Origin of the sequence: Cupriavidus necator N-1, assembly GCF_000219215.1 — a bacterium.
Classification (GTDB): domain Bacteria; phylum Pseudomonadota; class Gammaproteobacteria; order Burkholderiales; family Burkholderiaceae; genus Cupriavidus; species Cupriavidus necator.
Genome location: NC_015726.1, coordinates 723,442 through 749,996, shown reverse-complemented (window position 1 = coordinate 749,996; position 26,555 = coordinate 723,442). Strand labels below are relative to the sequence as shown.

General features: G+C 65.5%; 24 protein-coding genes. 21 read left to right on the top strand and 3 right to left on the bottom strand.

Annotated elements, in window-relative coordinates; genetic code table 11:
- Positions 1-67: 67 nt before the first annotated feature.
- Positions 68-631 (top strand): methyltransferase family protein, encoded by a 564-nt coding sequence (locus tag CNE_RS03585; RefSeq protein ID WP_319609834.1) that lies wholly within the window; start codon positions 68-70, stop codon positions 629-631.
- Positions 632-716: 85 nt separating this feature from the next.
- Here CNE_RS03585 and CNE_RS03580 read toward each other — a convergent pair whose 3' ends face one another.
- Entirely contained in the window at positions 717-1,985 is a 1,269-nt protein-coding gene (locus CNE_RS03580; protein ID WP_013955783.1) for an MFS transporter, read from the bottom strand.
- Between the two features lie 81 nt (positions 1,986-2,066).
- Here CNE_RS03580 and CNE_RS03575 point away from each other — a divergent pair, with 81 nt between their 5' ends.
- The 4 genes from CNE_RS03575 to CNE_RS03560 all read left to right on the top strand — a co-directional run bounded on the left by CNE_RS03575 (position 2,067) and on the right by CNE_RS03560 (position 6,859).
- The gene (locus tag CNE_RS03575; RefSeq protein ID WP_013955782.1) at positions 2,067-3,041 is read left to right on the top strand and encodes a LysR substrate-binding domain-containing protein; all 975 of its coding nucleotides are present in this window, start codon (positions 2,067-2,069) and stop codon (positions 3,039-3,041) included.
- A gap of 1,294 nt (positions 3,042-4,335) precedes the next feature.
- Positions 4,336-5,712, top strand: coding sequence for a sigma-54 dependent transcriptional regulator (locus tag CNE_RS03570; protein WP_013955779.1), 1,377 nt, complete (start codon positions 4,336-4,338; stop codon positions 5,710-5,712).
- Positions 5,713-5,738: 26 nt separating this feature from the next.
- A complete protein-coding gene (locus CNE_RS03565) occupies positions 5,739-6,473 on the top strand; it encodes a class I SAM-dependent methyltransferase (RefSeq protein ID WP_013955778.1) in 735 nt (244 codons plus the stop codon).
- On the top strand, positions 6,470-6,859 hold the full coding sequence (locus tag CNE_RS03560; RefSeq protein ID WP_013955777.1) for a GtrA family protein: 390 nt from the start codon (positions 6,470-6,472) through the stop codon (positions 6,857-6,859). Before CNE_RS03565 ends, CNE_RS03560 begins: the two co-directional genes overlap by 4 nt.
- 18 nt (positions 6,860-6,877) lie before the next feature.
- Here CNE_RS03560 and CNE_RS03555 read toward each other — a convergent pair whose 3' ends face one another.
- Both CNE_RS03555 and CNE_RS03550 read right to left on the bottom strand, forming a co-directional pair.
- Positions 6,878-7,900 carry a glycosyltransferase family 2 protein gene (locus CNE_RS03555; protein ID WP_013955776.1) on the bottom strand — a complete coding sequence of 341 codons (1,023 nt, stop codon included), beginning with the start codon at positions 7,898-7,900 and terminating at the stop codon, positions 6,878-6,880.
- Between the two features lie 64 nt (positions 7,901-7,964).
- Positions 7,965-9,503 (bottom strand): glycosyltransferase family 87 protein, encoded by a 1,539-nt coding sequence (locus CNE_RS03550; protein ID WP_238553035.1) that lies wholly within the window; start codon positions 9,501-9,503, stop codon positions 7,965-7,967.
- Positions 9,504-9,891: 388 nt separating this feature from the next.
- Here CNE_RS03550 and CNE_RS03545 point away from each other — a divergent pair, with 388 nt between their 5' ends.
- The 16 genes from CNE_RS03545 to CNE_RS03470 all read left to right on the top strand — a co-directional run bounded on the left by CNE_RS03545 (position 9,892) and on the right by CNE_RS03470 (position 26,439).
- Positions 9,892-11,361, top strand: a complete 1,470-nt coding sequence (locus CNE_RS03545) for a hypothetical protein (RefSeq protein WP_013955774.1) — start codon at positions 9,892-9,894, stop codon at positions 11,359-11,361.
- Between the two features lie 1,370 nt (positions 11,362-12,731).
- On the top strand, positions 12,732-12,920 hold the full coding sequence (locus tag CNE_RS03540; protein ID WP_013955771.1) for a Flp family type IVb pilin: 189 nt from the start codon (positions 12,732-12,734) through the stop codon (positions 12,918-12,920).
- A gap of 93 nt (positions 12,921-13,013) precedes the next feature.
- On the top strand, positions 13,014-13,187 hold the full coding sequence (locus CNE_RS03535; protein ID WP_013955770.1) for a Flp family type IVb pilin: 174 nt from the start codon (positions 13,014-13,016) through the stop codon (positions 13,185-13,187).
- A gap of 55 nt (positions 13,188-13,242) precedes the next feature.
- Positions 13,243-13,776 (top strand): A24 family peptidase, encoded by a 534-nt coding sequence (locus tag CNE_RS03530; protein WP_013955769.1) that lies wholly within the window; start codon positions 13,243-13,245, stop codon positions 13,774-13,776.
- Between the two features lie 86 nt (positions 13,777-13,862).
- Positions 13,863-15,281, top strand: a complete 1,419-nt coding sequence (locus CNE_RS03525) for an ATP-binding protein (protein WP_013955768.1) — start codon at positions 13,863-13,865, stop codon at positions 15,279-15,281.
- 44 nt (positions 15,282-15,325) lie between these two features.
- The gene (gene cpaB, locus CNE_RS03520; RefSeq protein ID WP_013955767.1) at positions 15,326-16,168 is read left to right on the top strand and encodes a Flp pilus assembly protein CpaB; all 843 of its coding nucleotides are present in this window, start codon (positions 15,326-15,328) and stop codon (positions 16,166-16,168) included.
- Positions 16,169-16,234: 66 nt separating this feature from the next.
- Complete coding sequence (locus tag CNE_RS03515; protein ID WP_013955766.1) at positions 16,235-18,088, top strand: type II and III secretion system protein family protein; 1,854 nt, start codon at positions 16,235-16,237, stop codon at positions 18,086-18,088.
- A 34-nt stretch (positions 18,089-18,122) separates the two neighbouring features.
- Positions 18,123-18,458: a hypothetical protein gene (locus tag CNE_RS03510; RefSeq protein WP_013955765.1), complete on the top strand. Its 336-nt coding sequence runs from the start codon at positions 18,123-18,125 to the stop codon at positions 18,456-18,458.
- A gap of 24 nt (positions 18,459-18,482) precedes the next feature.
- On the top strand, positions 18,483-19,745 hold the full coding sequence (locus CNE_RS03505) for a pilus assembly protein TadG-related protein (protein WP_013955764.1): 1,263 nt from the start codon (positions 18,483-18,485) through the stop codon (positions 19,743-19,745).
- 9 nt (positions 19,746-19,754) lie between these two features.
- Positions 19,755-20,264, top strand: coding sequence for a TadE/TadG family type IV pilus assembly protein (locus tag CNE_RS03500; protein ID WP_013955763.1), 510 nt, complete (start codon positions 19,755-19,757; stop codon positions 20,262-20,264).
- On the top strand, positions 20,261-20,719 hold the full coding sequence (locus CNE_RS03495; RefSeq protein WP_013955762.1) for a TadE/TadG family type IV pilus assembly protein: 459 nt from the start codon (positions 20,261-20,263) through the stop codon (positions 20,717-20,719). The genes CNE_RS03500 and CNE_RS03495 overlap by 4 nt, the downstream gene beginning before the upstream one ends.
- Before the next feature lie 23 nt (positions 20,720-20,742).
- Positions 20,743-21,936, top strand: a complete 1,194-nt coding sequence (locus CNE_RS03490) for an AAA family ATPase (protein ID WP_013955761.1) — start codon at positions 20,743-20,745, stop codon at positions 21,934-21,936.
- A gap of 61 nt (positions 21,937-21,997) precedes the next feature.
- Complete coding sequence (locus CNE_RS03485) at positions 21,998-23,368, top strand: CpaF family protein (RefSeq protein ID WP_013955760.1); 1,371 nt, start codon at positions 21,998-22,000, stop codon at positions 23,366-23,368.
- A gap of 45 nt (positions 23,369-23,413) precedes the next feature.
- On the top strand, positions 23,414-24,391 hold the full coding sequence (locus CNE_RS03480) for a type II secretion system F family protein (RefSeq protein WP_013955759.1): 978 nt from the start codon (positions 23,414-23,416) through the stop codon (positions 24,389-24,391).
- 77 nt (positions 24,392-24,468) lie between these two features.
- The gene (locus CNE_RS03475; RefSeq protein ID WP_013955758.1) at positions 24,469-25,443 is read left to right on the top strand and encodes a type II secretion system F family protein; all 975 of its coding nucleotides are present in this window, start codon (positions 24,469-24,471) and stop codon (positions 25,441-25,443) included.
- Positions 25,444-25,653: 210 nt separating this feature from the next.
- Complete coding sequence (locus CNE_RS03470) at positions 25,654-26,439, top strand: metallophosphoesterase (RefSeq protein WP_013955757.1); 786 nt, start codon at positions 25,654-25,656, stop codon at positions 26,437-26,439.
- Positions 26,440-26,555: the final 116 nt, after the last annotated feature.

The following is a 26,555-nucleotide window of genomic DNA, read 5'->3' as shown; positions in this document are numbered from 1 at the left end:
CCCTGCGCCCAGAACAGACCTTCGGGAATTCCTTTTGGAGGCAAGTCTCAGAAGTGCCAGCGCCATCATGTTTGCTGCGTTCGCTTACGCGGCAATTCGGCACTGGCTCGCGGACCCGACGCGAATCACCTTGCTGCTGCTCGTGCTGGCAAACTGCCTGACCCTTGGCCTGTCCCTGTTTGTCCGGGTTCCGAAGCGACGAGACTGGAATCCGGTCACAGTCATCTGCTCGTTGGGCGCCTCATACTATTTCGTGGCAATTCAGCTGGCGCCAGGGGAGCATCTGGTACCGGAAATACTTGGCGCTGGCCTCCAGGTCATAGGAATCACCTGGCAGATCTACGCAAAGATCTCGCTCCGGTTCTCGTTCGGAATACTGCCTGCCAATCGCGGAATCGTGTCGAGCGGGGCTTACCGATTCGTGCGGCATCCGATCTACCTTGGCTACCTCATCACCGACGTCGGCTTCCTGCTCACAAATTTCGGGCCGCAGAACTTGCTGGTCTATGCCGGGCTGTACGCGCTGCAGGCTGTGCGGATAAATCGCGAAGAAAAGCTGCTCTCCGACGACCCCGAATACTGTCGGTATCGCGAAAAAGTGCGATTCCGCGCGTTGCCAGGTGTTTACTGAGCGTGCCGAACCCGTCATTGGGATTGGGATAGCCCGCCAACCGGGGGCGACGACGCGAGGGAAATTCAGGTCGGGCCAGTCATCGTCAGCGCGGGCGGCGCGCACCCATCAGGTACCACACGGCCGCGAATATTTGCAGCGCCACCAGTCCGCCCCACGCCGTCAGGTGTGCAGCCTTGGGATAGTGTCCGGCCGTGGCAGGCCACAGATCCAGCACCAGTCCCACACCCACCTGGCAGGCAAAGGTGGACAGGAACACCGTCAGCGTCAGCGCCGTGGTAGCCCTTCCGATCAGCGCATCCGGGAAGCTGCGCGCCAGCACCGCATAGGTCAGGATGCCGCTGGAGCCGAACACGCCATAAGCCACCCACAGCAGCACCGGCGGCAGCGGGACCTGCGCCATCAGCAGCAGCTGGACCACAATAAAGGCGGTCATGCCAGTGCCGGCAAAGGCATACAGGCTCACGCCGATACGCTCCAGGTGGCGCGCGGCCCAGCCCGCGCCGACGCAGCCGGCCATCATGGCAAAGCCGATCACCGAGACCAGTTGTGCGCTGCTGGCCGGATCGAAGCCGGCCACGTCGCGCAGGAAAGCACCCACCCATAGCGTCTGCACCGCCATGAACACGCCCTGGTTGAGCAGTGTCAGCGGTACCACGCGCCAGAAACGTTCGCTGGCCAGGATCTGGCGCGTGCCGCGCAGTTGTTCGCGCAGGCTTTCCTTGCCGGCGCGTGGCTTGTCGGGCACGCCGAACCACAGCAGCACCGCCATCGCCAGCGATATGCAGGTCAGCCCCATGCTGACCGTGCGCCAGTCAGTCAATGACAGCAGCCACGACAGCGGCGCGCCGACCAGCACCGCGCCCAGGCCGCCGATGGCCATCACCACGCCGTTGAGCAATGGCATGCGCGACAGCGGGAACCACATCGACAGCGCCTGGATGGTGGCGCCCAGGCACACCGACACGCCCACCCCGATCAGCAGCCGGCCGGCGGCCAGCCCGGCCATGCCGGGCGCCAGCGCGAACACCATCGAACCGGCCACGGCCACCAGCAGCATCACCGCCTCGGTGCGGCGCGGGCCGTAGCGGTCCAGCAGGATGCCCGCCGGCAGCTGGGCGCAGGCAAAGCCAAGGAAGTAGAAGCTGGTGAGCAGGCCCAGGTCGCCGGCATTGAGCCCGAGTTCGCGCGTCAGGTGCGGCGCAAAGCCCAGGTTGACGCCGCGGAACAGATAGGACACCAGGAAGCCCAGCGAGAATACCGCCAGCACGCGCCAGCGGGCGCCGGCAGCAGCACCAGTGGCGAGTCGCGCTTGCGAGGGCGCAGAAGACAAGTTTGAAGTCGTAGTCGTCATGATGGCCCGAATTGTCGTTCCTCAGGCAATTCAAGGCCAACGAAAGATACCCGCCGCAATTGTGAGTAGAATTTGACGGCCATGGCCAAATCCCCCGCCAAACCCGCCCAACGCCCGGTCCACCTGCCGCCGCTGCAAGCGCTGCGTGCGCTCGAGGCCGCCACGCGCCACCGTAGCTTCTCGCGCGCGGCCGAGGAACTGGCCCTGACGCACAGCGCCATCAGCCACCATATCCGCGCGCTGGAGACCAGCCTGGGCACCAAGCTGTTCCAGCGCAGCGGCAGCCAGATGATCCCCACCAGCGTGGGCGCGCGGCTGGCCGAACAGGTGCGCGGCGCGCTCGACAGCATCGAAAGCGCGCTGCGTGAGGCCGGCAACAGCGCCGGGCCGCCGGTCGTCCAGCTGCAGGTCAGCGTGATGGCCGACCTGGCCAATGCCTGGCTGATCCGGCGCCTGCCCAGCCTGCACGCCCAGGTGCCGTCGCTGGACCTGCACCTGCGGCTGCATGCAGAAATCACGCCGCCCGACCCGTACAGCGTCGATGTCGGCATCTGGCACCAGCGCATCGACCTGCCCGGCTTTGAATGCCACAACCTGATCGAGGACCATGTGATCGCGGTGGCCAGCCCGGCGCTGCTGGCGCGCTACCCCGGCTTCACGCTGGCCGACGTGCCGCGCATGCCGATGCTGCGCTTTGCGCTGCGCCCCTGGCGCGACTGGCTCGACGCCGCCGGCCTGCCCGGCGACGAGCCCGAACGCGGCCCGATCTTCCAGGATGCCGGCCTGATGCTGCAGTCCGCCGTCGCCGGGCTGGGCGTAGCCACTGCGCGCGCCCAGCTGGCGCACGACTACCTGGCCAGCGGCGAACTGGTGCAGATCGGGCCCGCCCGCATCCCGTCCAGCCTCCACTACTGGGTCACCTGGCGCGAAGGCAATCCGCGCGAGAAGGCCATCCAGCAGTTCCATGCATGGCTGCAGGACCAGGTCCGGCAGGAAGCCGGCCACGTCCACCCTGCCGCCGACGGCGGCACGCCCGCCGAGCGGTTTCATGCATGAAATCGTTTGAAGCGTGGATGTTGGCAATACGAATCATTTTCGTCTAGGCCAGTGAAATCAAGGGCTTGGCGAATGGCGCAAGCCGTCCGATGACCCGCCATACGTGTGCGCCGCGGCCTTGCCGGAACTGCCCGAGTTTCACCAATGCAACCAATCGGCGCACGGTGCCAGCAACCGTGAAAAATCTACCCGGCCCATCCAAAGAGATGAGAAACGGCCGGGCCGGCCTTGGCCAGCATCGGGCAAACGCTTGTCAACGCGTCGATTCCCTCCACCCAAGCGCTCCCGCACGGCGCGCGCAGCGCCAAAAGGCTGAGGCCAGCCACGGCGCGCCGGGGTGGCTACCGATGTACAGAGTTCAAATCGTTGTAACGGAAATGAAACTACCTGGCAGCTTCACTCGCGTGCTGCATCCGAGCCCTGACGCCTGTCCATTTGAAATTTCGCTCTCCCTCCTTCGGATGGGAATTGCCGCCAAAAAGTAGGTCTTTCGCCACCCTTCTGCCGCGCGGCGTGATGCCTGTGTCTCATTACCAGCTCACCAAATATTGCATCGCAGCATAAAAATCCGGCCGCATGTATCAGACGCGGAACATTATTGATCGCCAATAACGGGCAAATGCCAGCCGAAAATTCCCCTTTCCTTTTGTTATCAAAGAGTTAACCATATCTGGCACGTTCGTCGCACATATGTCCGCGCGAACAGAAGCCCGGAACAGGGGGACGTCTGAAACCGAAGCGGCAACACACTGGCACGCGTTCGCCGAAGATCAGTTTCAGGACGACCCCGCATCCCAGGGCGGGAATCGCACTGGCGCTGTAAGCGTGGGCCACGCGGCAGGAACTGGCCCGCATCGGCAGGCCAGGTTGCAGGGGTCGTCGACAAGATTAGCGGAGGTCGTTCAGGAACACGGGCCGCAAGCGGACGAAAAGCGGCCCGTGGTACCTGGACTATGCGGCACGCCACGGCTAAACGGGGCGGCACGCAGACAACAACGGACGCATCGGCCGAACCGGCGCATCCAGACAAGAAACGGGGTGAAGCAACAGTCTGCCTTGCAGGCGAAGCGAAGCGGCAGCCGCCGTGACCGATACCAGGGGGGTAAGGTCACGGCGGCGGCGAAAACGGGTCCACCGGCCAGCGCAACGCAGCGCCGCAGGCAGCAATTTTGGGAGAGCGCCAGGCCGCGGCATTGACATGCTGCGGCAGGCGCAAGCCTTAGCGCCAACGAAACCAGTGACCCGCGACAGCAGGCCGCCGGCTTTGTAAAAACAAAAGATCCGGGGAAATTTTATGAGCGCGTACACCAACCGCCCGCTGCTGTACCTGTCGCAGCACCACGACGCCATGCTCTGCAGGATGCTCGCACAGCGTGGCTGGAAGATCAGCTTCGCCTCCAACCTGCAAGACCTCCACGCGCTGCCCCCGGGCAACCAGCCGCTTGCGGCGATGCTCGACCTGCAAGGCGGCTTCAGCGACGCCGACCTGGAATCGTTCGAGTCCTGGCTCTCGCTGCCGCATATCGGCTGGATCGGCATCATCGCCGGCCAGGAGTCCCTGACCGAATCCGCGCGCCGGCTGCTGGGCCTGTACTTCGTCGACTATTACACCGCACCGATCGAGCACTCTCGCCTGGCGGAATCGCTCGGCCACGCGCTCGGCATGGCGCAACTGCGCCCGGGCGCGCAGCATGCCCGCCCCGGCACCGCACGCCCGGACGGCATGATCGGCAGCTGCCCGGCCATGCAATCACTCTTCCGCGGCATCGAGAAGGTGTCGCGCTGGGACACGCCCGTGCTGATCTCCGGCGAGTCCGGCACCGGCAAGGAACTGGCCGCTCATGCCATCCACCGCTCCTCGGAGCGGGCCCCGCGCCCCTTCGTCGCGGTCAACTGCGCCGCCATCCCGCCCACGCTGCTGATGTCAGAGCTGTTCGGCTATGAGCGCGGCGCCTTCACCGGCGCAACCAAGCGCAAGCCCGGCCGCATCGAGATGGCACAGGGCGGCACCCTGTTCCTCGATGAAATCGGCGACATGCCGATCGAAAGCCAGACCAGCCTGCTGCGCTTCCTGGAAACCGGCCGCATCGAGCGGCTGGGCGGCACCGAATCGGTGGAGGTGGATGTGCGCATCATCTCCGCCACCCACGTCGACCTGGAAGCCGCGATCGCCGCCGAACGCTTCCGCGGCGACCTCTACCACCGGCTGTGCGTGCTGCGCGTGCGCCAGCCACCGCTGCGCGAACGCGGCAGCGACATCCTGCTGATCGCCGAACACGTGCTGGACAACGTGCGCAAGCAGTCGCCGGCACGCATCCGCGGCTTCTCGCCGATGGCGCTGCGCGCGATCCAGCAGCACAACTGGCCCGGCAACGTGCGCGAGCTGATCAACCGCATCCGCCACGCCGCCGCCATGTGCGAAGACGGCGTGATCCAGCCCGACGACCTGGAGCTGGCCACCCCCGCCGACGACCGCCCGCTCACGCTCGCGGCCATCCGCGAAGCGGCCGAGCAGACCGCGATCGTCGAGGCGCTGCAGCGGCATCATGAACGGCTGATTGACGTGGCCGCAGAGCTGGGGATTTCGCGGGTGACGTTGTTCAGGTTGATGCGGGATTACAAGCTGCAGGTGAAGAAGGGGGATCTGGGGTTGATCTGCGTGCAGGGCTAGCCGATCCATCGCGGAGGAACCGACCGATGTCACCTGATGCCTACCTTGAAATGGCAGAAATGGAAGCCTGCCACTGGTGGTTCCGGGGGCGGCGCGAAATCGTCGGCACGATCCTGTCCGGCCTGGCGTTGCCGCGCGACGCATCCATCCTGGAGATCGGCGCGGGCACCGGCGGAAACCTTGAGATGCTCTCGCGGTTCGGCAACGTCAGCGCCGTGGAAATGGATGGCACCGCCCTGCGGCTGGCGCGGGAGAAGACCCTGGGGGCCTACGATATCCGCAGTGGCAGGTGCCCCGACGACATGCCGTTCCCGGACCACAGCTTCGACCTGGTCTGCCTGCTCGATTGCCTGGAACACATCGCCGACGATGCCGGGGCACTGGCCTGTACGGCAAGGATGCTGAAAGCCGGCGGCGCCGCACTCATTACCGTGCCCGCCTACCAATGGCTATGGAGTTCCCACGACGTCTTCCTGCATCACCAGCGCCGCTATAGCAAGCGGTCGCTGCATGCGCTCGTCACCCGGTGTCACATGCGCGTGGAACGGATGTCCTATTTCAACACGCTGCTGTTTCCGCTTGCGGTGGCGGCCCGCATCAGCGACCGGCTGAGCGGCAGCCAGAAGGCAACGGGAGCGGGGCTCCCGCCCCAACCCCTCAACCAGGCATTGCACCGCCTGTTCAGCACGGAACGCCATTGGCTGGCACACGGATCGCTGCCGTTCGGCATTTCCCTGATGGCGATCGTGCGCGCATCGTGAACGCCGGCATCACCACGCCCGAACTTCGCCGGGTCACGCGCTTTCTGGTATCGGGCGCCACCTCGACGGGCGTGCATGTCGCCATCACCGCGACGCTGATCACCACGCTGGCGGCCTCACCGGTCGCGGCGAACTGCGCGGCCTTCGTGTGCGCGACCGCCTGCTCCTATCTGCTCAACACCTTGTGGAGCTTCTCGTCGCGGCTGCGCCACCGGACCCTGGGCCGCTTTGCCGGCGTATCCCTGCTGGGACTGGGCCTGACCATGGGCATTTCCTGGACGGCCCAATTTCTGGGGGCCAGCTATTGGGCGGGCCTGGCCGGCGTGGTCCTGACGGTGCCGGTCTTCACCTACCTTGCGCACCGGGCCTGGACCTATCGGGACTAGGGCCAGGCCGGGCACGCATCAGCGGCCACCGCTCACATGCCCGCGGTCGATCCGGATCACGCGCCTTCCCGAGGCGATGAGCTTGTCCTGGCCGGTCTCCTGGTAACGGCGCCGCACCAGATAGATCGGCCGCCCCTTGGCTTCATCATAGATGCGGCCGACATACTCGCCGACCACCCCCAGCCCGATCAGCTGGATGCCCCCCAGGAACAGCAGCACCGACAGCAGCGACGCATAGCCGGGGACATCGATCCCCAGGACCAGGGTTCGCGCCACGATGAAGGTGCCGTAGCAGAACGCGCCAAGCGCGATCAGGACGCCGATATATGTCCAGCTGCGCAGCGGGATGGTGCTGAAGCTGGTAATACCCTCAAGCGCGAGGTTCCACAGACGCCAGCCGGAAAACTTGGAACGACCGGCACTGCGCATCTCGCGCTCATAGCGGACGATCGCGGTCTTGTAGCCCACCCACGCGAACAACCCCTTCATGAAGCGGCGTCGCTCCGGCATCTGCTTGAGCGCATTGATCACCACTCGGTCCATCAGCCGGAAATCCCCGACGTTCACGGGCAGCTTCTGGTCGGACAGCTTGTTGTGGATGCGGTAGTACGCGCCCGCGGTCACGCGCTTGAGCCACGAGTCGCACACGCGGCTGCTGCGCTGGGCAAGCACCACCTCTGCCCCTTCCCGCCAGCGCATGACCAGCTCGGGGATCAGTGAGGGCGGGTCCTGCAAATCGGCGTCCATGGGAATCACCGCGTCGCCAAGGGCCTCGTCGAGTCCCGCGGTCAAGGCAGCTTCCTTGCCAAAATTCCGCGTCAGGTCCACGACTCGCACGCGTGCGTCCCGGCGTGAATACGCAATGAGCTTGTCCAGCGTGTCGTCCGAGCTGCCGTCGTTCACCAGCACGATCTCGAAGCGGATCGCATCGATGGACTCGAGCACGGGAATGACGCTATCGAAGAAGTGGCCAATGCCTTCTGACTCGTTGTAGCAGGGCACAACCAGAGAAAGCAGCCTGACGTCGTATGGGCCTGACATGATCCCCTCCCGAGACGGGGTGGCTTGTGCGCACACCGCCATGATTGCGCTGTCATGCGCCTTGTTATTTACCGGGTGCGAACCGCTCCCCGGTCCGCACCCGGCGCAGGATTGCCATCAGCAGCAACAGCGTCACCAGCGGCCCGACCTGCGGGAAATGGCCCGCGTGATTCGCGCTCAGGACAATCGGCAGCAGCCATGCCACCACCAGGATCTCCCGCTCCCATTCCCTCCAGCCACGCGTCACCCCCTCGACCGCCAGACCCGCAATCGCGAGCCCCATCCAGGTAAGCTCGTAGTACCAGACGTATGGGCTCACAAGCAGGGTGGCCGCCGCCACTGCGGCAATACGCAGCGCAGTCGAATTCCGGCCGCGCCAGACCTTGATCAGAGCCCAGATCGCGAAGCCCGCGCCCAGGCCGTGGGCCAGGTACGCAATCGCCACCGGCGCCCCGGCGCGGCGCATCATGGCAAAGAGCGTCGGGCAATAGCGCCATCCAAACTCCCCCTGCTCCAGCACCGTCTGCCTGAAGTGCGTGCCGATATCCAGGAACGTGGGTACGATCTGCCATCCCCATAGGGCGATGCTGCAGGCAGCCATTGCCGCAGCGGTCGCGGCAGCGGTAAAGAAGGTCTTCCATGCACGGTCTGCCACCAATGCCAGCGGCAGCATCAGCGCCAGCTGCGGCTTGATGCACAGCAAGCCGATCAGCAGGCCAGACAGGACTGGCCGGGTTTTCAACTGGATCAGCGCCCACGCCGCCACGCCCGCGGTCAGCAATGAGTTCTGCCCGATCATGGCAGCCTCGTGGATTCCCGGAAAAGCCAGCACGGGCAGCCACACCACATGGCGCGGCACGCCTGGCAAGGACAGGATCCTGAGCACCGCGGCGATATACATGACGGCCGTGCCGCCGATGAAGAGCAGATAGCTCGCTGCAAACGGCAGCAAGGACAGTGGCATCACAAACAACAGGAAAGTCGGGGGATAGACCCATGGCAGGAAGAACTGCCCCTCTCTCTCAACTGCGCCGAAAGCCGCAATGACAGGTGCCAGCTTGTGGTAGTCATAGACCGCGGCGGCCTGCCCCTTGATGGCCAGGTACGACGCACTCCAGAACGCCGAGAAATCCACGCCGGGGCGGCCCATCGCATCCGTGGTGAAGCCGTGCGTCCTGAAGGCCCATATCACGATCAGCGCGCCGTATACGATCAGCATGGCAACGCTGTAGGCCCTGAGACGCTCCAGGTCCAGCCAATGCCGCGACATCACTGACCCCGGCGTTGCTGCCGGGCTATGGTCCAGGCTCATCGCTCCCCAACCCCCTGATATTCTGTGGCAGCGCCGGCCTGTGTTCTTCTTGGCAATGCAGCGGCGATGCATCGATGTACTGGCTCCATTCTGGTCAGGCGCCCACCGATGTACAAGCAGAACCACGGCCCAGGGCGAGGCGCTGGAATCTGGCTTGTGCAAGCGTTTCCAAACTGAATCACGACCCGCTTCGACCGCAATCCCGCGTGCCATTCCGGTTCTCCCTGCATTGACACCGGCGCAGCTGGTCCGCGGCGACGGCGCGCGTTTCCCCGCTGAAACGTTGGCCATCGGATGGCTTACTCCCTGCGACGCCTCGCGCGCGGAGGCCCGGCGGCGGCATTGCGTGTCGGTCTCAGCCAAATGCACTGTGTGCCGCGCGCTCCGACTCATACTTTTGGCGCAAGGATGGCCGCACGTGCGCGCTGCCTCGCATGCAAGCGCGAGCTTCAGAGAATTAAGCACGATTCGTCGTGGAAACGGGAGCACCGGCACGTTGTCGCCAGCCCGGCAAGGCGCGCACCCAGCCGGCGCCATCTCCCCGGGGAACAAGGGCATTTTCGGCAATGGCGCGGTTATTGCGACTGCCCGTCAACTGCGCCCCCGGCGGCGCCAGGCCAGCCGCGCGCCTTTCCTGCCTGATCCGGATGGGTAACCACTACAGCCACCGCGAGACGCCATGAAAACCATCACGACCTGGGTGGAGACGACCAGCAGGGAAAGCCTGCTCCAGCGGCTCGCCGCGAAGCAGTGGTTCTGGCTCGCCCTCTTCGGACTCAGCCTGTTCTCGATCCTCTCATTTATCGGTGGCCGGTTGCTGGTGGATGCCGACACCTTCTGGCACATCGCCGCCGGCAAATGGATCCTTGCCAACCATGCAGTGCCAGCGACCGATCCCTTCTCGTTCTCTTTTCATGGCGCGAAATGGGTTCCGCATGAGTGGCTGGCCGAAGTCATCCTTGGCGCATCCCATGCCTGGCTCGGCTGGACCGGGCCGGTGCTGGTCACCGCGCTGGCGACCGCCGTCGCGCTGACCATGCTGTTGCGGTTCCTGCTGCGCTATATCGAGCCGCTGCATGCGTTCGCCGGGACCGCCCTGGCCTTCCTGACGCTGGCCCAGCATCTGCTCGCCCGCCCGCATGCGCTGGCCTGGCCGCTGATGGTGATCTGGGCCGCCCAGCTTGTGCTGGCGCGTGAGCAAGGCAAGCGACCCAGCCTGTGGCTGCCGGTCGTCATGCTGGCCTGGGCCAACCTGCATGGCAGCTTCCTGCTCGGTATCGGGCTGGCCGGCGCACTGGCCGTCGAGGCCATCCTGGCTGAAGGGCATCCACGCCGGAGCGCGCAGGCATGGGCACCGTTCCTGGCACTGACCGTGCTCGCGGGCCTGCTGACACCGAACGGCGTGGACGGCCTGCTCTTCCCCTTCCACGTTTCCGGCATGGGCTTTTCGCTCAGCATCATCAGCGAATGGAAGGCACCGGACTTCCGCCTGATCCAGCCAATCGAGCTGTGGCTTGGCTTTGTGCTGTTCGGCGCGCTCTACTTCGGGTTCCGCCTGCCTGCGACCCGGATCCTGATGTGCTTCGGGCTGGTTCACCTTGCCCTGGCCTTCGCGCGCTATGCCGAACTGCCGGGGCTGCTGGCCCCGCTGTTGCTGATGCCCAGCGTCGGCCCCCAGCTACGCGCAGCCATCCGTCCGGAAATCAAGCCGCGCCTGTCATCACGAAGTATTCGAATCATTACCGCGTTGTGCATGGCACTGTTCATGGCCAGCATCGCCTTCCTTGCCAAAGGCATCCAGCACGACCAGGGCCGGATACAGCCCCGTGAGGCCGTCGACGCGGCCATGGCGGCAGGTGCCGCCGGGCCGGTCTTCAATAGCTACAACTTCGGGGGCTACCTCATATTCTCCGGCATTGCGCCGCTCATCGACGGCCGCGCCGACCTCTATGGGGACGATTTCGTGCGAAGGTATATGGCAGCCTATTCCGGCGATGCCAAGATCCTGCAGGCCCTGATGCAGGAGTACAAGGTCCGATGGGCCGTTCTTGAGCCCACAAGCCCTGCATCAAAGCTGATCAATGGCTTACCGAGCTGGCGAAAAGTGCATGAGGATGCCAATGCCGTCGCCTACGTCCGCGAACAATAGGGCCGTCACCCGCACGCCCGTGCCCGTTCCCGTGCCCGTGCCCGGCTAGCAGGCAGCGCGCGCCGCACCTTGCGGCATGGCAGGCGTCCCGGTGCCCTGCCTGGCCGTGGCGGGCCACGCCATGGCGCGCTGCATGGCCGCAGGCAGCGTTGGCCTGAACTTCCGTGCTCATGCAATGCCCCGGTCCGCAGGGCGCGTCGCTACACAACCTATAGCGCAGCCCCAGCGGCCATCGGCAGCGAGAGCTGCCCTGATCCCCCCACACCTGCCACGGCTCTCATCCTCGCGAACTCCAATCGCGATGCACACCCAATCCCCGCAGCGTCGCCCCCCCCCGCAGGCCGTCGACAAGACGCGAAGCCTGCGTGAACCGCAAGCCTCGTCGCGCAGCTCCCCTTCGCAAGTCAGTTGCGCGCACACGTCTGCGATTGCAGCGAAGAACGGCCATCTCACATGCCATGTTTCGAAGGTGAATCACGCGGCCGCGCGAGCCTGCAGCCCCCTGCACACAAGGGTTTGCAGGGACTCCCTGTGGAACCTGCCGGCACTCCCGCGGCCCTGGCGTACTTCGCAATGTTTCGATCCGGAAACGTCGCCTCGGCAGAAGACGCTCTCATCCGTCAGTCTGGCCGTCACCGGAAAAAGGGAGCGAAGCAGCCAGGAGGACTACCGACTGCGACGAATGCCGAACCTCGGCGCGAACGCTGCCTCATGCTTTTGGATGAAGTTTTTGCCCTGTTTCGCCAGCGCGGCCCACGTGAGCACGTCCCGCGATCTAGAACATCCGTAGCGGGGTCCGGAATGGCTTGCAAGACCCGCGTTTCCACCCAGCAACGAAGCGTGGCCGAAAAGCCGCCTGCAGGCCCGCCGAGTCTGCGGCCAGCGCGCATCGCTACCCGCAAACCCTTGTGGCACAACGATTTTCGCTGGCCTGGCCTGGCGTTTGCCTATGTCAGGCACGCGGCACCGCAGTCCTGACTGCCGCGATGCTGGCGCAACGTTCGCCGGCATCAGATTCAAAAATACGGGGAGCCTCACCATGCCAGTCGCACGCCAACCTGCGATGCCACACCGGAATATCGGCCACGCTGCTGCTGCCAGGGGCACCAGCAGCGCGCCGTTCCGTTGCATGGCTCGCGCAGGCCATGTGCAGCACGCCGCGCGGTGCATGCATGCGTCGGCACAACGCCGGCTGCAGTCACGCAACCCGCGCGGTGTGCACGGCGGGCCCGGCCAGTGGCCGTTCCATGCATGCGCTATCTGCGCACCGCCCTGCTTCCGGACTTCCAGGCATTGATATCCGGTGCCAGTGTTGCCTTATCCGCAGTTCGTAGTCCTGCAGTGCCTGTTCCCAACCCAAGGAGTTAGTCATGCAAAACCTGACCACCATGCTGAAGCAATTCATCCGTGATGAAGACGGTGTGACCGCCATTGAATACGGCCTCATTGCCGCGCTCATCGCGGTTGTCATCATCGTGTCGGTTCAGACGATCGGCACGAAGCTGAACATCATCTTCAAGTACATCGGCGACACCCTCACCAACGCCGCACCGGCCTGATAGTCGCCCCGCACGCATGGCCGCCCTGTTCCGGGTCGGCCATGCGGCACGCACTCCCGCCCGACAAACAAACACAGACACCGGAGACGCCAAATGCCAAAGCTCTTCGCCAGGTCAAGAGATTTTCTGCGCGACGACCAGGGTGTTTCCGCTATCGAATACGCCTTGCTCGGCAGTCTGATCGCCATGGCAATTGTCTTTTCCGTGGCCACGCTCGGCGATGCCGTGGAGGCCTTGTACGAGTTGGTTGCCTCCAAGTTGCCTTGATCCATCCGGCCAGCGCACGCCCCGGACACCACCCAAGCCACCAGCCACTAACGCCATGCAAGCCGCCTCCGCCCTCGCCCCCCTCGTCGGCCCCGCCACGATCGGCATCGTGCTGACAGCCGCGGCCATCGACCTGGATCGGCGCCGCATTCCCAACTGGCTGACCTTCGGCGCGTGGATTGCTGCGCTGCCCGCAATGGCTGCCATTCATGGCCTGGCCGCCGGCTCGCTGGCGTGGCTCTATGGCTGGACGGTGGGCCTGACGCTGTTTTTGCCCTTCTACCTGATGCGCGGCATGGCGGCCGGCGACGTCAAGCTGATGGCAGCCGTGGGCGCCTGGCTCGGCGTCAGCATGGTGCTGAAGATCGCGTTGGCAACCTGCGTGATTGGCGGGATCTGGGCACTGATACAGGTGCTTGTCACAGGGCAGGGGCGCTCGACCCTCGCCCGAGTGGGCCACATGCTGATCGCCGCCCTGGTGCCTGGTTCACGGCCGGTGCAACCTGAAGCCGGGGCCTCCGCCGGCTCCATGCCTTACGGCGTGGCGATTGCCGCCGGGACGCTGACCATGCTCTTTGCCAGCACATGACGCAAGCCACAAGCGACACAACGCGCCGACCAGTCACGGGCGCCTGCAGGAACGAGAACACACTGAACAGCGAACAGGGGACGGCAATGAACGAGCATCACGACTCAGGCCACGCACCACGGCTCCTCGAGCCCGTCGCGACCGGCAGGAATGGCCATGCCGAGCATGGCACGCTGCCGATGCCGCCCTGGCACGTGCTGCCGCGCACGATTGCCGATACCGGCCTGGAGATCGCACAGTTGCTCGGGCTTCTGATGAAGGCCGCCTACCAGCACCGCACCGTCACGCTGGCAGTACTGACCGAAACGCTCAAGCTGCCGGCACTGGTGGTCAATGACATTGCGGCCGTCGCCGTGCGCGAGCGCCTGCTGGAGATCGCGCACCGCGGCGCCAGCGACCTGGATGTGCGCTTCCGGCTCACTGACGCCGGCTATACCCGCGCGGCGGAAGCCTCGGCACGCTGCAGCTATGTCGGCACGGCGCCGGTCACGCTGGATGCGTACCTCGATGCCGTCAAGCGCCACTCGGTCAACCACGCTTCCGTGACCAAGGCGGACGTTACCGCCGCCTTCCATGACCTGGTGATCCCGGTCCATCTGCTCGACGCCATCGGCATGGCGCTGAACACCTGCCGCGCGCTGATGATCTACGGCCCGCCCGGCAGTGGCAAGACTTTCCTGGCTCAGCGCCTGGGCACGCTGCTGCCTGGCGCGGTACCGGTGCCGCATGCCATCACCGTGGCCGGCGAAATCATCCAGGTGTTCGATCCGCTGGTCCATGTGCCGTTCGACGACAGCGAAGCATCGCTGGCGCGCCGCTCGCTGGACCGCCGCTGGGTCCTGTGCCATCGCCCGGTAGTGCTGTCTGGCGGCGAGCTGACGCTGTCCATGCTGGACCTGCGCTATGACCGCATCTCGGGCTTCTACCAGGCGCCCCCTCACATGAAGGCCAACAACGGCATCTACATCATCGATGACCTGGGCCGCCAGCTGGTCGGCGTCAGCGACCTGCTGAACCGCTGGATCGTGCCGCTGGATCGCAGCATTGACATGTTCACGCTGCAGACCGGCGTGCGCTTCTCGGTTCCGTTCGATGTCTGGCCAGTGTTCTCGACCAACCTGGAGCCGTCGGAGCTGGGCGACGACGCCTTCCTGCGCCGGCTCGGCAGCAAGCTCTATGTGGGCCCGCTGTCGGTGGACGACTACCGCGAGGTCTACCAGCGCACCGCCGCTGACTTCGGGCTGGCCAGCACGGATGCGATGTTCGATTTCCTGGTCGACAGCCTGCACTACGCCAGCGATACGCCGCTGCTGGCCTGCATCCCGCGCGACCTGCTGCGCCTGGTGGACTCGGGCGTGCGCTACCACGGCCATGCCGCACAGGTTACCGAGGCAGGCCTGCTGTCTGCATGGCAAGGCTACTACGGGCTGCGCGCTTCGGCCGAAGCCATGCCAACACTGGGCGCTGGCCATCGATGGGCGGATGACCATCGCGCCGCAAGCTGAGCTGCACCACCGAATCATCGGACCACTGTAGGGGGAGAATCATCATGAAAAACACACGCGCAATCCTGATGCTGCTGATTGCCCTCGTCGCCGGCGTGGCGGCAGTGGTATCAGCGTCGCGATGGCTGGTCCAGCAGTCGTCCAGCTCGGTCAGGCAGGTGGTCGTCGCCGCCAACGACCTCAACCTCGGCCAGCCGCTCAACGGCAGCCAGCTGCGCATGGTCAGCTGGCCGACCGGCAGCGTGCCGCCCGGCGCGTTTGAAGACATGAAGGCGCTGGAGGGCCGCGTGGTCCGCACCAGCCTCCAGCGCGGCGAGCCCGTCATCGACGCCAAGCTGGCGCCGGTGGGCACCAAGGGTGGCTTGTCCGCCGTGATCAATGACGGCAAGCGTGCCATCACGGTCCGCGTCAACGACGTGGTAGGCGTGGCCGGCTTCGCGCTGCCGGGCAACTATGTCGACGTGATCGTCAATACCAACGAAGAAGCCAAGACCGCGCAGAGCGGCAGCATCTCGAAGATCGTGCTCGAGAAGATCCTGGTGCTGGCGGTAGCGCAACAGGTCAGCCGCGACGACACCCAGCCCAAGGTGGTCAATGCGGTGACGCTGGAAGTCACGCCCGAACAGGCCGAGAAGCTCGACGTGGCACGCAGCGTGGGCACCCTGTCGCTGGTGCTGCGCAACCAGCTGGATGTGGCCGACATCAACACCGGCGGCGCCACCAAGGGAACACTGCTTGGCAAGACACCGGAGGCACCGGCCAAGGTGGTGACCAAGACCGAGACGCGCACCGTAGTCAAGACTCGCACGGTGGCGGCGGCGCCCGCACGCTCGGGCAACTGCATCGGCGTGCTGGCAGGCATGCAGGGCGGCGTCGAGTGCTTCTGAGAAACCTACGCCAGGCATCCAACGAATTCTGAGCTGCAACACAGCCTCTCCGGGGGGAGATTCAAAATGAACCAGAAACGATCCGACGCTGCTGGCGGCACCCGCATCCTGGTGCTTGCCGCCATCCTCTGCACACCGCTGGCCGCCGCAGCACAGGCCGCCATCGAGGCGGGCAACCTGACCAAGGCGACCGCACCGGCTGCCGCCAAGGCCCCGCAGGGTCCGATGCAGATGACCATCAGCATGACGCCCGGAGCCGCCGCGCCGGCCCCGTCGGCGCCGCCCGTGACGTCCGGGGACGCACGCGGGCCCAACTGCACCGGCGCGATCCGCAGCGAATCCAGCGTGATGGTGGCAGTCGGCAAGTCACAGCTGATCACGCTGCAGGAGCCGGTGCGCAACCGCACGCTGGGCAATCCCAACGTCGTGCAGGCCACCATGGTGTCGCCGCAGACGCTCTACGTACTGGGCCGCGCGGTGGGCACCACCAACATGATCGTGCAGGGCCGCAGCGGCTCTTGCAGCATCATCAACGTGGTGGTGAATGCCGACGCTGGCGGGCTGCAGACTTCGCTAGGGCAGCTGTTGCCCGGCGAGCCCGGCATCCGCGTGATGACGGCGGCGGACAACCTGGTGCTAACCGGCAGCGTCACCAACGCCCAGGCGGCGCAGCAGGCCATGGATATCGCCCAGGCATACGCCAACGCCGCACAGGGCGACGCCGCCAAGAAGGGCGGCGTGCTGAACATGCTGTCGGTGGATACGCCGCAGCAGGTCATGCTGGAAGTGAAGGTGGCAGAAGTTTCCAAGACGCTGCTGAACCAGCTCGGCTCAGCGGTGAACCTGCAGGGCGGCTTCGGCTCCTGGACCGGCGGGCTGGTGACATCACTGCTGACCGGCGCCTCGGCGGCGTTCTTCGGCAGCAAGGCCAACAACCGGCCGTTCGACATCGCCATCGATGCCCAGAAGAACGACAGCCTGGTCAAGATCCTGGCCGAGCCGAACCTGGTCACCATCAGCGGCCAGGAAGCCAGCTTCCTCGCCGGCGGCAAGATCTATATCCCGGTGGCGCAAGCCAATGTGCTGAACGGGGCTGGCACGGTCACCCTGCAGGAGGAAGAGTTCGGTGTCGGGCTGAAGTTCACGCCCACAGTGTTGGCCAACGGCCGCATCCACCTGAAGGTAGCGCCGGAAGTGTCCGAACTGTCGCCCACCGGCGCCACCGTGCGCGGCGGCTCCCTGGCGGGACAGACCGTGCTGCCGGTGATCACCACTCGCCGCGCCTCCACCACCGTGCAGATGCGCGACGGCGAGAGCTTTGCCATTGGCGGCCTGCTGACGGACAGCGCGCGCGGCTCGCTCAAGGCGGTGCCGGGTGCCGGCGAGGTGCCGGTGCTGGGCACGCTGTTCCGCAGCACGCAGTACCAGCAGGACCTGACCGAACTGGTATTCATCATCACGCCGCGCCTGGTCAAGCCGATGCAGAACAACAACTATCCGCTGCCGACCGACAGCTTCTCCACGCCCAACCCGCTGTCGGTGTACTTCATGGGCAATATGGAAGGCGACGGCAAGCGTGTGCCGCAACCCGCGCCGGCACCGTCGCAGCCCGCCGCACCGGCCGCGGCGCCCGCCACGCCGCCCTCGGCACCGCGCAGCGAGGGCACGCCCAACACCTCGGTCTCGGCCGTGCCGAATGGCAAACCGCTGGATGAGCCTGCGCCGGGTACGCGGGAACCAGTTGCCGGCGCCAGCAAGCGCCCTGCCCTGCCAGCCCCGGCACCCGCCCGCAACACGGCGGCCGCGCCGCCGGCCGAGGACACCACCGCGCGCATCGCCCGCATCGAGGCCACCGCCGCCCGCCTGGCCCAGGCCAGGGCCGCGGCTACGGCCGGCCGCACCGCATCGGGCGGCAACTGATCCGCCGCGCCACCAGCAGAACTGGAGAACGACCATGAACAAGACACTGAAGCTTTCGCGCGGCGCCGCCGTCCTGGTGCTCGGCAGCCTGACCTGCCTGGGACTATCGGCCTGCATGACCTCGACGCCGGTGTGGGACGGCCAGCGCGGCGTAGCGCTGGCCACCGTCATGCAGCTGCAGATCATCAATCCCGACGCGCCTGCCGGGCTGCCCACTGTCACCGGTACCGATGGCAAGACGGCTGTGGCAGCGATGAAGAACTTCGACCGTTCGCTGTCAGGGAGCCAGCAAGGCGGCGCACCCTCCATGACGATCGACTTCGGCGCCGGCGGCTATGGCGGCGTGGGCATGGGTGGCAACGGCCGCTGAGCACCAGAACCGCGGGAGACCATCATGTCTACATCGGGCTTCACACGATCCAGGCTGACGCGGCGCGCGCATCAGCGTGGCGCGGTTGCCATCATCGTGGGACTGTCGCTGGCTGTGCTGATCGGCTTTGTCGGGCTGGCGCTCGATCTGGGCAAGCTCTATGTCACCAAGAGCGAGCTGCAGAACAGCGTCGATGCCTGCGCGCTGGCTGCCGCGCGCGATGTCACCGGGGCCACGCCGCTGCTCGTGTCCGAGGCGGCCGGCCTGGCCACCGGCACGAGCAACGCTGCCCTGTTCCAGGGCAAGCCAGTGGAAATGTTCGAGAACCTCAACGTCTCATATAGCGATACATCTGGCAGCACCTTCTACACCAAGAACAACGTTCCGTTCTCGCTCGACAAAGTGAAGTACGTGAAATGCACCGCCGAGCGCAAGGATATTGCCCACTGGTTCATCCAGATGCTCAACATGCTGCCAGGGATCGATATCAAGGCCAGTACCGTCAATGCCATGGCCGTCGCCACCACCACCAGCGCGCAGACCGCCTGTGCCATCCCGGTCTATGTCTGCACGCCGTCAACGGCGAATCCGGCGAAAACCGCGTACAACCGGGGCGACTGGATCAAGTCCAGGGTCGATCCGAGCAGCGACCCATACGGTCCCGGCAGCTTTGGCTGGGCCGACCTTTCGCCTCCGGGAGGCGGCGCTTCCGAGCTGGCCGACCTGCTTGCCGGCAGCGGACAGTGCGACCTGCCGGTAGTGGGCTCCAAGGTGGGCGAGCCAGGCAGCATCGCATCGCTGATCGCAGCGTGGAATACCCGCTTCGGGATCTATACCGGCTCTTACAAGGGACCGAACGATGGGGCACCCGACTTTACTGGCTATGCCTACACCCTGACCACATGGAATGCGCCGAACGGTGGCAACGCCTACGCTGACTTCATTCAGAAGCGGGGCACCAACAATCCCTACCAGACTGATGCGAACAGTGGCTTGCAAACCAAGGGCACGCCATCAACCAAGGCAGTGCATCAGGCCGGCGCCGACCGCAGGCTGGTACAGGTGCCGATAGTGGACTGCACTGAGCTCGCCACGGCCAAACAAGCTGCGGTGGTCTCCTGGGCCTGCATGCTGATGGTCGAGCCAATGCAGGAACAGAGCGCAAAGGCTGCAACCAGTCTCGAATATCTGGGGGACTCGAAGGACCCCACCAGTCCGTGCGCGACCCAGGGTGTGCCCGGGTCCAGTACGGGTGTGGGCCCTCGTGTGCCGGTGCTGGTGCAATAGGAGCGAATCATGGCGCAATGCAGGCAGCGCAGGAGCAGGGCGCGCGGGGCGGTCGCGGTGGAGTTCGCACTGGTCCTGGTGCCCTTGCTGATGCTGGTGACCGGGGTGGCTGAGTACGGGCGCGCCATCTACCAGTACAACGCCCTGACCAAGGCCACGCGCGATGCGGCACGCTTCCTGTCGCAATATGCGCCCAGCGAGCCGAATTACCCAGTGGATAAGGCCAAATGCATCGCCGTCTATGGCAAGACCACCTGCGGCGGCGCGGCAATCGTGAACGGCCTCAGCCCGTCAATGGTAGTCGTCTGTGACCGCGTTGACTCGAGCGGCTGCGGCAGCAAGCAGTTTGGCAACGTCGCCATCTACGAGGGCGGCAACAGTTCAAACCCGCCGGCAGGCACCATCAATCTGGTTGAGGTGAAGATCTCGGGCTTTACCTACTCGCCCATGCAGTCCTACCTCAATGTGGGAGCCCTGGCGTTCTCCGATATCGCAACGGTAATGAGGCAGGTGCTATGACTCCGATCCGTGCCATGCGCCCGCGTTCACGCCAGGTCGGCGCAACCGCCGTCGAATTCGCCCTGGTTGCCAGCATCTTCTTCATGCTGCTGATCGGCATTGCCGAGTTCTCCCGCGTGCTGTTTTACTGGAACACCGCCGGTGAGGCCACCCGGCTGGGTGCACGCATCGCGGTGGTGTGCGACACCACGGACACCGCCATCAAGACCAAGATGACCAAACTGATGCCCCTTCTGCAGGACACCAATATTCAGGTCGCCTACGAACCAAGCGGCTGCGACGCCGACCCCGACAGCGCGCGCAATTCCTGCCGCTCGGTCACCGTCAGCGTGGCCAACGTCTCGGTCAAGACCTTTATTCCGGTCGTTCCGATAACGGTGTCGATGCCTTCGTTCTCCACCACGCTGCCGCGGGAGAGCCTGGACTCTTCCACCAGCGGCCCGATCTGCAACTAGCGCGCATGAACCAGGAGCACACCATGCTCAGAATTCTGATCGTTTCCGAAGACGCCGAGCGGCTGGCCGAGATCAACCGGCTCAGCACCGTGGTCGGCAACTTCCAGGCCATGACGCTGCAGGAGGGCCTGGCGCGTTTCCCGTTCCATGCCAGCCGGCTGCGCATGGCCGACCTGCTCATCCTGGAACTGCCTACCATCAATGCCCCGCAGATGCAGGCCATCGAGAGCCTACGCCAGCAGCACCCTGAACTGCCCTGCATCCTGATCACGCAGGCGCCCAGTTCCGAGGTGCTGATCAAGGCCATGCGTGCCGGCATCCGCGATGTGCTGTCGTGGCCGCTGGACAAGGGGCAACTGGCCGAGGCGCTCAAGCGCGTGGAATCCGGCCACGTGCCGCGTGCGCAAGAGACCGCACAGGTAATTTCGGTGATCTCGTGCAAGGGCGGCGCGGGCACCAGCTTCGTGGCGGCCAACCTGGGCGACGCACTGGCCCGGCACCTTGACAAGCGCGTGCTGGTGGTGGACCTGAACCGGCACTTCGGCGACCTGACCTATATCGTCAGCGACAAGACCCCGCCCTCCACGCTGCCCGATATCTGCAGCCAGATCGACCGCATGGATGCCGCCTTCCTGGAAGCCTGCCTGGTGCATGTGGACAACGGCTTCGACGTGCTGGCGGGTGCGGCCGATCCCATCAAGGCCAGCCAGATCCAGAAGGACAAGCTGGAGTGGATCCTGTCGGTGGTGCAGCCGGCCTATGACTTCGTGATCTTCGACCTGGGCCAGAGCATCGACCCCTTGTCGATCGGCATGCTGGACCACAGCGACCGCATCTGCGTGGTGGCCGAACCAACCATCTCTTTCGGGCGGCCGGGCCGTCGTCTGCTCGATATCCTGCGTGCGCTGCACTACCCCACCGACAAGGTCCGCCTGGTGCTGAACCGCACCGGCCGCAAGAACGAGATGCCGCGCGCAACGATGGAGGAGATCTTCGGCATGAAGGTCGCCTTTACCCTGCCCGACGACCCCGCCGCCGTGGATGAGGCCGTCAGCCACGGCGAGCCAGTCGCCAAGCTGAGCCGGCGCAGCGCCATGGCGCGCGCGCTGCAGGCCATGGCCACGCAGCTGTGCACCACACCGGAAGCCGAGCGGCGCAACCGCGCCGAAGCGGTATCACCGCTGCGCAGGCTGATGCTGCGCGCGCGGAGCACCTGAATACCCTGACGACGGCCAGCCAGGGCGGCGGCCAACCGAAGCCGATAACGAGGAGTTGATCATGTCCATTCGCGAACAGCTGGCCAATGCCGGGCCCGCCTTCACTGCCAACGGCCACGCCGCAATCCAGTTTGCGACCTCGGCAGCCTCCGTGTCGGGTGGCTACCACCAGCTCAAGCGCGACGTGCACGAGACCGTGCTGGACCGCGTGGAGCTGGAGCGGCTGGCGCGCTATCCGCAGGAGCAGGTGCGGCAGGAGATCGCCGCGCTGGTCAACCTGATCATCGACGAACAGAAAGTGTTGCTCAACGACAACGAGCGGCGCCAGCTGACGGTGGAAATCTACGACGAGATGTTCGGTTTCGGCCCGCTCGAGCCCCTGCTGCAGGACCCCACCGTGTCGGACATCCTGGTCAACACCGCACGCCAGACTTATGTGGAGCGGCGCGGCAAGCTGGAACTGACCGACGTGGTGTTCTACGACGACGCACACCTGATGAAGGTGATCGAGAAGATCGTGTCGCGCGTGGGGCGCCGCATCGACGAGACCAGCCCGATGGTCGACGCACGCCTGCCCGACGGCTCGCGCGTCAACGCCATCATCCCGCCCTCTGCCATCGACGGGCCGCTGCTGTCGATCCGCCGCTTTTCCGTGAATCCGCTGCAGGTGTCCGACCTGGTGAACCTGCGCAGCCTGACGCCGCCGATGGCGCAGCTGTTGCAGGCGCTCTCGCAGGCCAAGGTCAACGTGCTGGTGTCGGGCGGCACCGGCAGCGGCAAGACCACGCTGCTGAACATCCTGTCGGGCTTTATCCCGGAAGACGAGCGCGTGGTTACCATCGAGGATGCGGCCGAACTGCAGCTGCGCCAGCCCCATGTGCTGCGGCTGGAAACGCGCCCGCCCAATATCGAAGGCAAGGGCGAGATCACCCAGCGCGCCCTGGTGCGCAACGCGCTGCGCATGCGCCCCGACCGCATCATCCTGGGCGAAGTGCGCGGCGGCGAGGCGCTGGACATGCTCAACGCGATGAACACCGGCCACGAGGGCTCGCTCACCACCATTCACGCCAACACCCCGCGCGACGCGCTGACGCGCCTGGAGAACATGGTCAGCATGGCCGGCCTGACCATGCCGGCCAAGGCCATGCGCCAGCAGATCTCCTCGGCCATCACGGTGATCGTGCAGGCGGCGCGCATGACCGACGGCCGGCGCAAGATCATCAGCATCCAGGAGATCACCGGCATGGAGGGCGACATCATCAACATGCAGGAGATCTTCACCTTCCAGCGCACGGGCGTGGACAAGGATGGCACGGTCCGCGGCAATTTCCGGGCCACCGGGGTGTATCCCAAGTTCGCCGAGCGGCTGCGCGTGTTCGGCGTGGGGCTGCCGGACGAGACCTATGACCCGGCCAAACGCTTCGAAGTCTGATCCGCCTGGCGCGATACAACAACAAGCAATCCCGGGGAGCTACACATGAGCACGATCTTCTACGCCTTCGGCATCCTGCTGTTCGTGGCCGTGGTGCTCTGCGTCGAGGGCATCTACCTGTGGTGGAGCAACGCCCATGGCCCCGCGGCCAGGCGCATCGAGGCGCGGCTGCGGGCGCTGTCGGCAGGCGGACATGTCAGCGCGGAACAGCTGTCGATCCTGAAGAAGCGCATGCTGGCGGGCTCGCCGCGCTTGCAGAAGTGGCTGATGAGCGTGCCCCGCGTGGGCAGGCTGGACCGGTGGCTGGAGCAATCCGGCAGCACCTGGTCGGTGGCGCAGCTGCTGGGCTACTGCGCGATGGTGGCGCTGTGCACGGTGGCACTGATTCCGCTGCTGCCGATACCGGTACCGCTGGTGCTCGCCGGCGCGGCGCTGGCCGCCATGCTGCCGGTGCTGCATGTGATGCGCCTGCGCGGCAAGCGGATCAAGCAGATGGAGGCACAGCTGGCTGATGCCGTCGACATGATCAGCCGTGCCCTGCGCGCCGGGCACTCGTTCAGTGGCGCGCTCGGCATGGTCGGGCAGGAAATGAAGGCCCCGATCGGGCCGGAGTTCCGCACCACCTTCGAGGAAATCAATTACGGCGTGGCGCTGGACGAGGCCATGACCAACCTTGCCATCCGGGTACCGGTGGGCGACCTGCGCTATTTCGTCATCGCGGTGCTGATCCAGCGTGAAAGCGGCGGCAACCTGGCGGAGATCCTCGACACCATCGGCACGATGGTGCGCGAACGGCTGAAGCTGTTCGACAAGATCCGCGTGCTTTCGGCGGAAGGCAAGCTGTCCGCGTGGGTGCTGGGCCTGCTGCCCTTTTGCACTGCCGGACTGATCCTGGTGGTCAATCCGGGCTTCATGAACGTGCTGTGGGAGGACCCGCTCGGCTTGCGCATGATCGGCGGCGCAGTGGTATCGATGACCTTCGGCGTGCTGTGGATGCGCAAGATCATCCGAATCCGGGTCTGAAGGCGCAACGCACGGTACCGGTACATGCAGTGCTCGAAGAAGCAGGGCTTGGACAGCCATCCTGACGGGAGTCCATCATGCAAGGCATTATCCAGGGGTTTCAGGCAGACCAGTTTGTCGTGCTCGCGCTGATCTTCGTGGCGGCGTTCGGCACGGTGTTCGGGGTGCTCTACGTGTTCTCGCCCAACCGCCTGCGCGGGCGGGCGGAGCAGATCGCAGGCCAGGCGGGCCAGCTCGGGGCTGATCCTGGCAAGCGGAATGCGCTACTCGAAAAGCTGGTGCAATGGGCGCAACCGGTATCGCGACTGTCACTGCCCAAGGAAGGCTGGGAGGGCTCGCAGCTGCGCGTGCGCTTCATGAACGCCGGCTGGCGCAATGCCAGTGCCGCACCGCTGTACTTTGCGGCCAAGACCGCTCTGGCCGTCGCCCTGCCGATGATCGGGCTGCTGGCAGCCGCCGGCCAGTCGGGGCTGCAAGACCGGAACATCATGTTCGCGTTGTTGGCAGTACTTGGTGCAATCGGCTACTACCTGCCCAACGTCGTTCTCGCACGCAAGGTCGCGCAACGCCAGCGTACGGTGTTTGAAGAGTTCCCGGACGTGATCGACCTGCTGACCGTCTGCGTGGAAGCCGGCCTCGGGCTCGATGCGGCATTGATGCGTGTGGCCGACGAGCTGGCGCTGCGCTGCCCCGTGCTGGCCGATGAGCTCCAGCTGATGCTGCTGGAGCTGCGCTCGGGCTTCTCAAAGGAAAAGGCGCTGTCGAACCTGTCGCTGCGCACCGGCGTGGACGACGTGGACAAGTTCGCCTCCATGCTGATCCAGGCCGACCGCTTCGGCACCAGCCTGGGCGAGTCCCTGCGCGTGTTGTCCGACATGCTGCGCACCAAGCGCCGCATGCGGGCCGAGGAGCAAGCCGCCAAGATCGCGCTCAAGCTGCTGTTCCCGCTGATCTTCACCATCTTCCCGTCGCTGCTGCTGGTGCTGCTCGGGCCAGCCTTTATCCAGATCTATCGCGTTCTCCTGCCGACCATGGCCGGACAAGGAGGGTAATACTTCCGGGAAACCGCGATCGTTTCCCCCGGCTGTCTCCCGGTGCAATGCCGGCTAGACAGTCACTTGCCCGGACCTGGTTCCGGGCTTTTTTGCTTTTCGGCGGGATCCGCGGGACTTGACCAGACGGGCTGGCTTCTTAAGAATGCAGGCAACCGCCCGCCGCCGTAGCGGCCCATGCAGCGAGCCCCATGCGCCTCCGGAGTCTCCATGAAGCTACGCATCCTGAGCGACCTCCACATCGAGCACAACATGCCGCAGGCCGTGCCCGCCTGCGATGCCGACGTCGTGGTGCTGGCCGGCGACATCGCCAACGGGCGCGACGGCATCGACTGGGCCGCGCGCACCTTCAGCCAGCCGGTGGTCTACGTGCCCGGCAATCACGAATACTACGAAAGCAACTTCGATACCGTGGATCGCCTGATGGCCGAAGCCACCGAGGCGCACCCAGGCATACAGGTGCTCAATGGCACAGTGGCCGAATTCAACGGCGCCCACGGACGGGTACGCATCATCGGCACCACCTGGTGGACTGACTACACCCTGTTCGGGACTGACCGGCGCGATGACGCGATGCAGGCTTGCGCGGCGGTGATGCTGGACCACCGGCTGATCGAACTCCACGGCGACGACGGCCGTGCGCGCCATTTCACACCCCAGGACGCGCTGGCGCGCCACCAGGCCGCGTCGGCCTGGCTGGCGGCGCAGCTGGCGCTGCCCTACGATGGCAAGACCGTGGTGGTTACGCACCACGGCCCTGACCTGGGCAGCCTGGACCCGCGCTACTCGCACGACCTGGTCTCCGGCGGCTTCCTGTCGCGCCGGCCCGACCTGGTAGCAAAGGCGGACCTGTGGATCCACGGACATACCCACACCAGCTTCGACTACTGCATCGACGATTCGCGCGTGGTCTGCAACCCCCGCGGCTACGTCAGCCGCCGCACCGGCGAGCTGGAAAACAAGCGCTTCGACTGGTGCTGCGTGGTCGAGGTCTGACCTGGCGGCTCGAGCGCGAGACCGCTGCGGCGCCCCAAAGAAAAACCCCCGCGGGCTCGCGCCCGCGGGGGTTTTTCAAGACAGCCTGCCCGTGAGGGCAGTCGGTCGGCAATGAT

Excerpts from the sequence above, each read along its gene's own strand:
- CNE_RS03585 (WP_319609834.1), top strand. The coding sequence starts at position 68 with ATGTTTGCTGCGTTCGCTTACGCGGCAATTCGGCACTGGCTCGCGGAC.
- CNE_RS03580 (WP_013955783.1), bottom strand. The coding sequence starts at position 1,985 with ATGACGACTACGACTTCAAACTTGTCTTCTGCGCCCTCGCAAGCGCGA.
- CNE_RS03575 (WP_013955782.1), top strand. The coding sequence starts at position 2,067 with ATGGCCAAATCCCCCGCCAAACCCGCCCAACGCCCGGTCCACCTGCCG.
- CNE_RS03570 (WP_013955779.1), top strand. The coding sequence starts at position 4,336 with ATGAGCGCGTACACCAACCGCCCGCTGCTGTACCTGTCGCAGCACCAC.
- CNE_RS03565 (WP_013955778.1), top strand. The coding sequence starts at position 5,739 with ATGTCACCTGATGCCTACCTTGAAATGGCAGAAATGGAAGCCTGCCAC.
- CNE_RS03555 (WP_013955776.1), bottom strand. The coding sequence starts at position 7,900 with ATGTCAGGCCCATACGACGTCAGGCTGCTTTCTCTGGTTGTGCCCTGC.
- CNE_RS03550 (WP_238553035.1), bottom strand. The coding sequence starts at position 9,503 with ATGGCCAACGTTTCAGCGGGGAAACGCGCGCCGTCGCCGCGGACCAGC.
- CNE_RS03545 (WP_013955774.1), top strand. The coding sequence starts at position 9,892 with ATGAAAACCATCACGACCTGGGTGGAGACGACCAGCAGGGAAAGCCTG.
- CNE_RS03540 (WP_013955771.1), top strand. The coding sequence starts at position 12,732 with ATGCAAAACCTGACCACCATGCTGAAGCAATTCATCCGTGATGAAGAC.
- CNE_RS03535 (WP_013955770.1), top strand. The coding sequence starts at position 13,014 with ATGCCAAAGCTCTTCGCCAGGTCAAGAGATTTTCTGCGCGACGACCAG.
- CNE_RS03530 (WP_013955769.1), top strand. The coding sequence starts at position 13,243 with ATGCAAGCCGCCTCCGCCCTCGCCCCCCTCGTCGGCCCCGCCACGATC.
- CNE_RS03525 (WP_013955768.1), top strand. The coding sequence starts at position 13,863 with ATGAACGAGCATCACGACTCAGGCCACGCACCACGGCTCCTCGAGCCC.
- cpaB (WP_013955767.1), top strand. The coding sequence starts at position 15,326 with ATGAAAAACACACGCGCAATCCTGATGCTGCTGATTGCCCTCGTCGCC.
- CNE_RS03515 (WP_013955766.1), top strand. The coding sequence starts at position 16,235 with ATGAACCAGAAACGATCCGACGCTGCTGGCGGCACCCGCATCCTGGTG.
- CNE_RS03510 (WP_013955765.1), top strand. The coding sequence starts at position 18,123 with ATGAACAAGACACTGAAGCTTTCGCGCGGCGCCGCCGTCCTGGTGCTC.
- CNE_RS03505 (WP_013955764.1), top strand. The coding sequence starts at position 18,483 with ATGTCTACATCGGGCTTCACACGATCCAGGCTGACGCGGCGCGCGCAT.
- CNE_RS03500 (WP_013955763.1), top strand. The coding sequence starts at position 19,755 with ATGGCGCAATGCAGGCAGCGCAGGAGCAGGGCGCGCGGGGCGGTCGCG.
- CNE_RS03495 (WP_013955762.1), top strand. The coding sequence starts at position 20,261 with ATGACTCCGATCCGTGCCATGCGCCCGCGTTCACGCCAGGTCGGCGCA.
- CNE_RS03490 (WP_013955761.1), top strand. The coding sequence starts at position 20,743 with ATGCTCAGAATTCTGATCGTTTCCGAAGACGCCGAGCGGCTGGCCGAG.
- CNE_RS03485 (WP_013955760.1), top strand. The coding sequence starts at position 21,998 with ATGTCCATTCGCGAACAGCTGGCCAATGCCGGGCCCGCCTTCACTGCC.
- CNE_RS03480 (WP_013955759.1), top strand. The coding sequence starts at position 23,414 with ATGAGCACGATCTTCTACGCCTTCGGCATCCTGCTGTTCGTGGCCGTG.
- CNE_RS03475 (WP_013955758.1), top strand. The coding sequence starts at position 24,469 with ATGCAAGGCATTATCCAGGGGTTTCAGGCAGACCAGTTTGTCGTGCTC.
- CNE_RS03470 (WP_013955757.1), top strand. The coding sequence starts at position 25,654 with ATGAAGCTACGCATCCTGAGCGACCTCCACATCGAGCACAACATGCCG.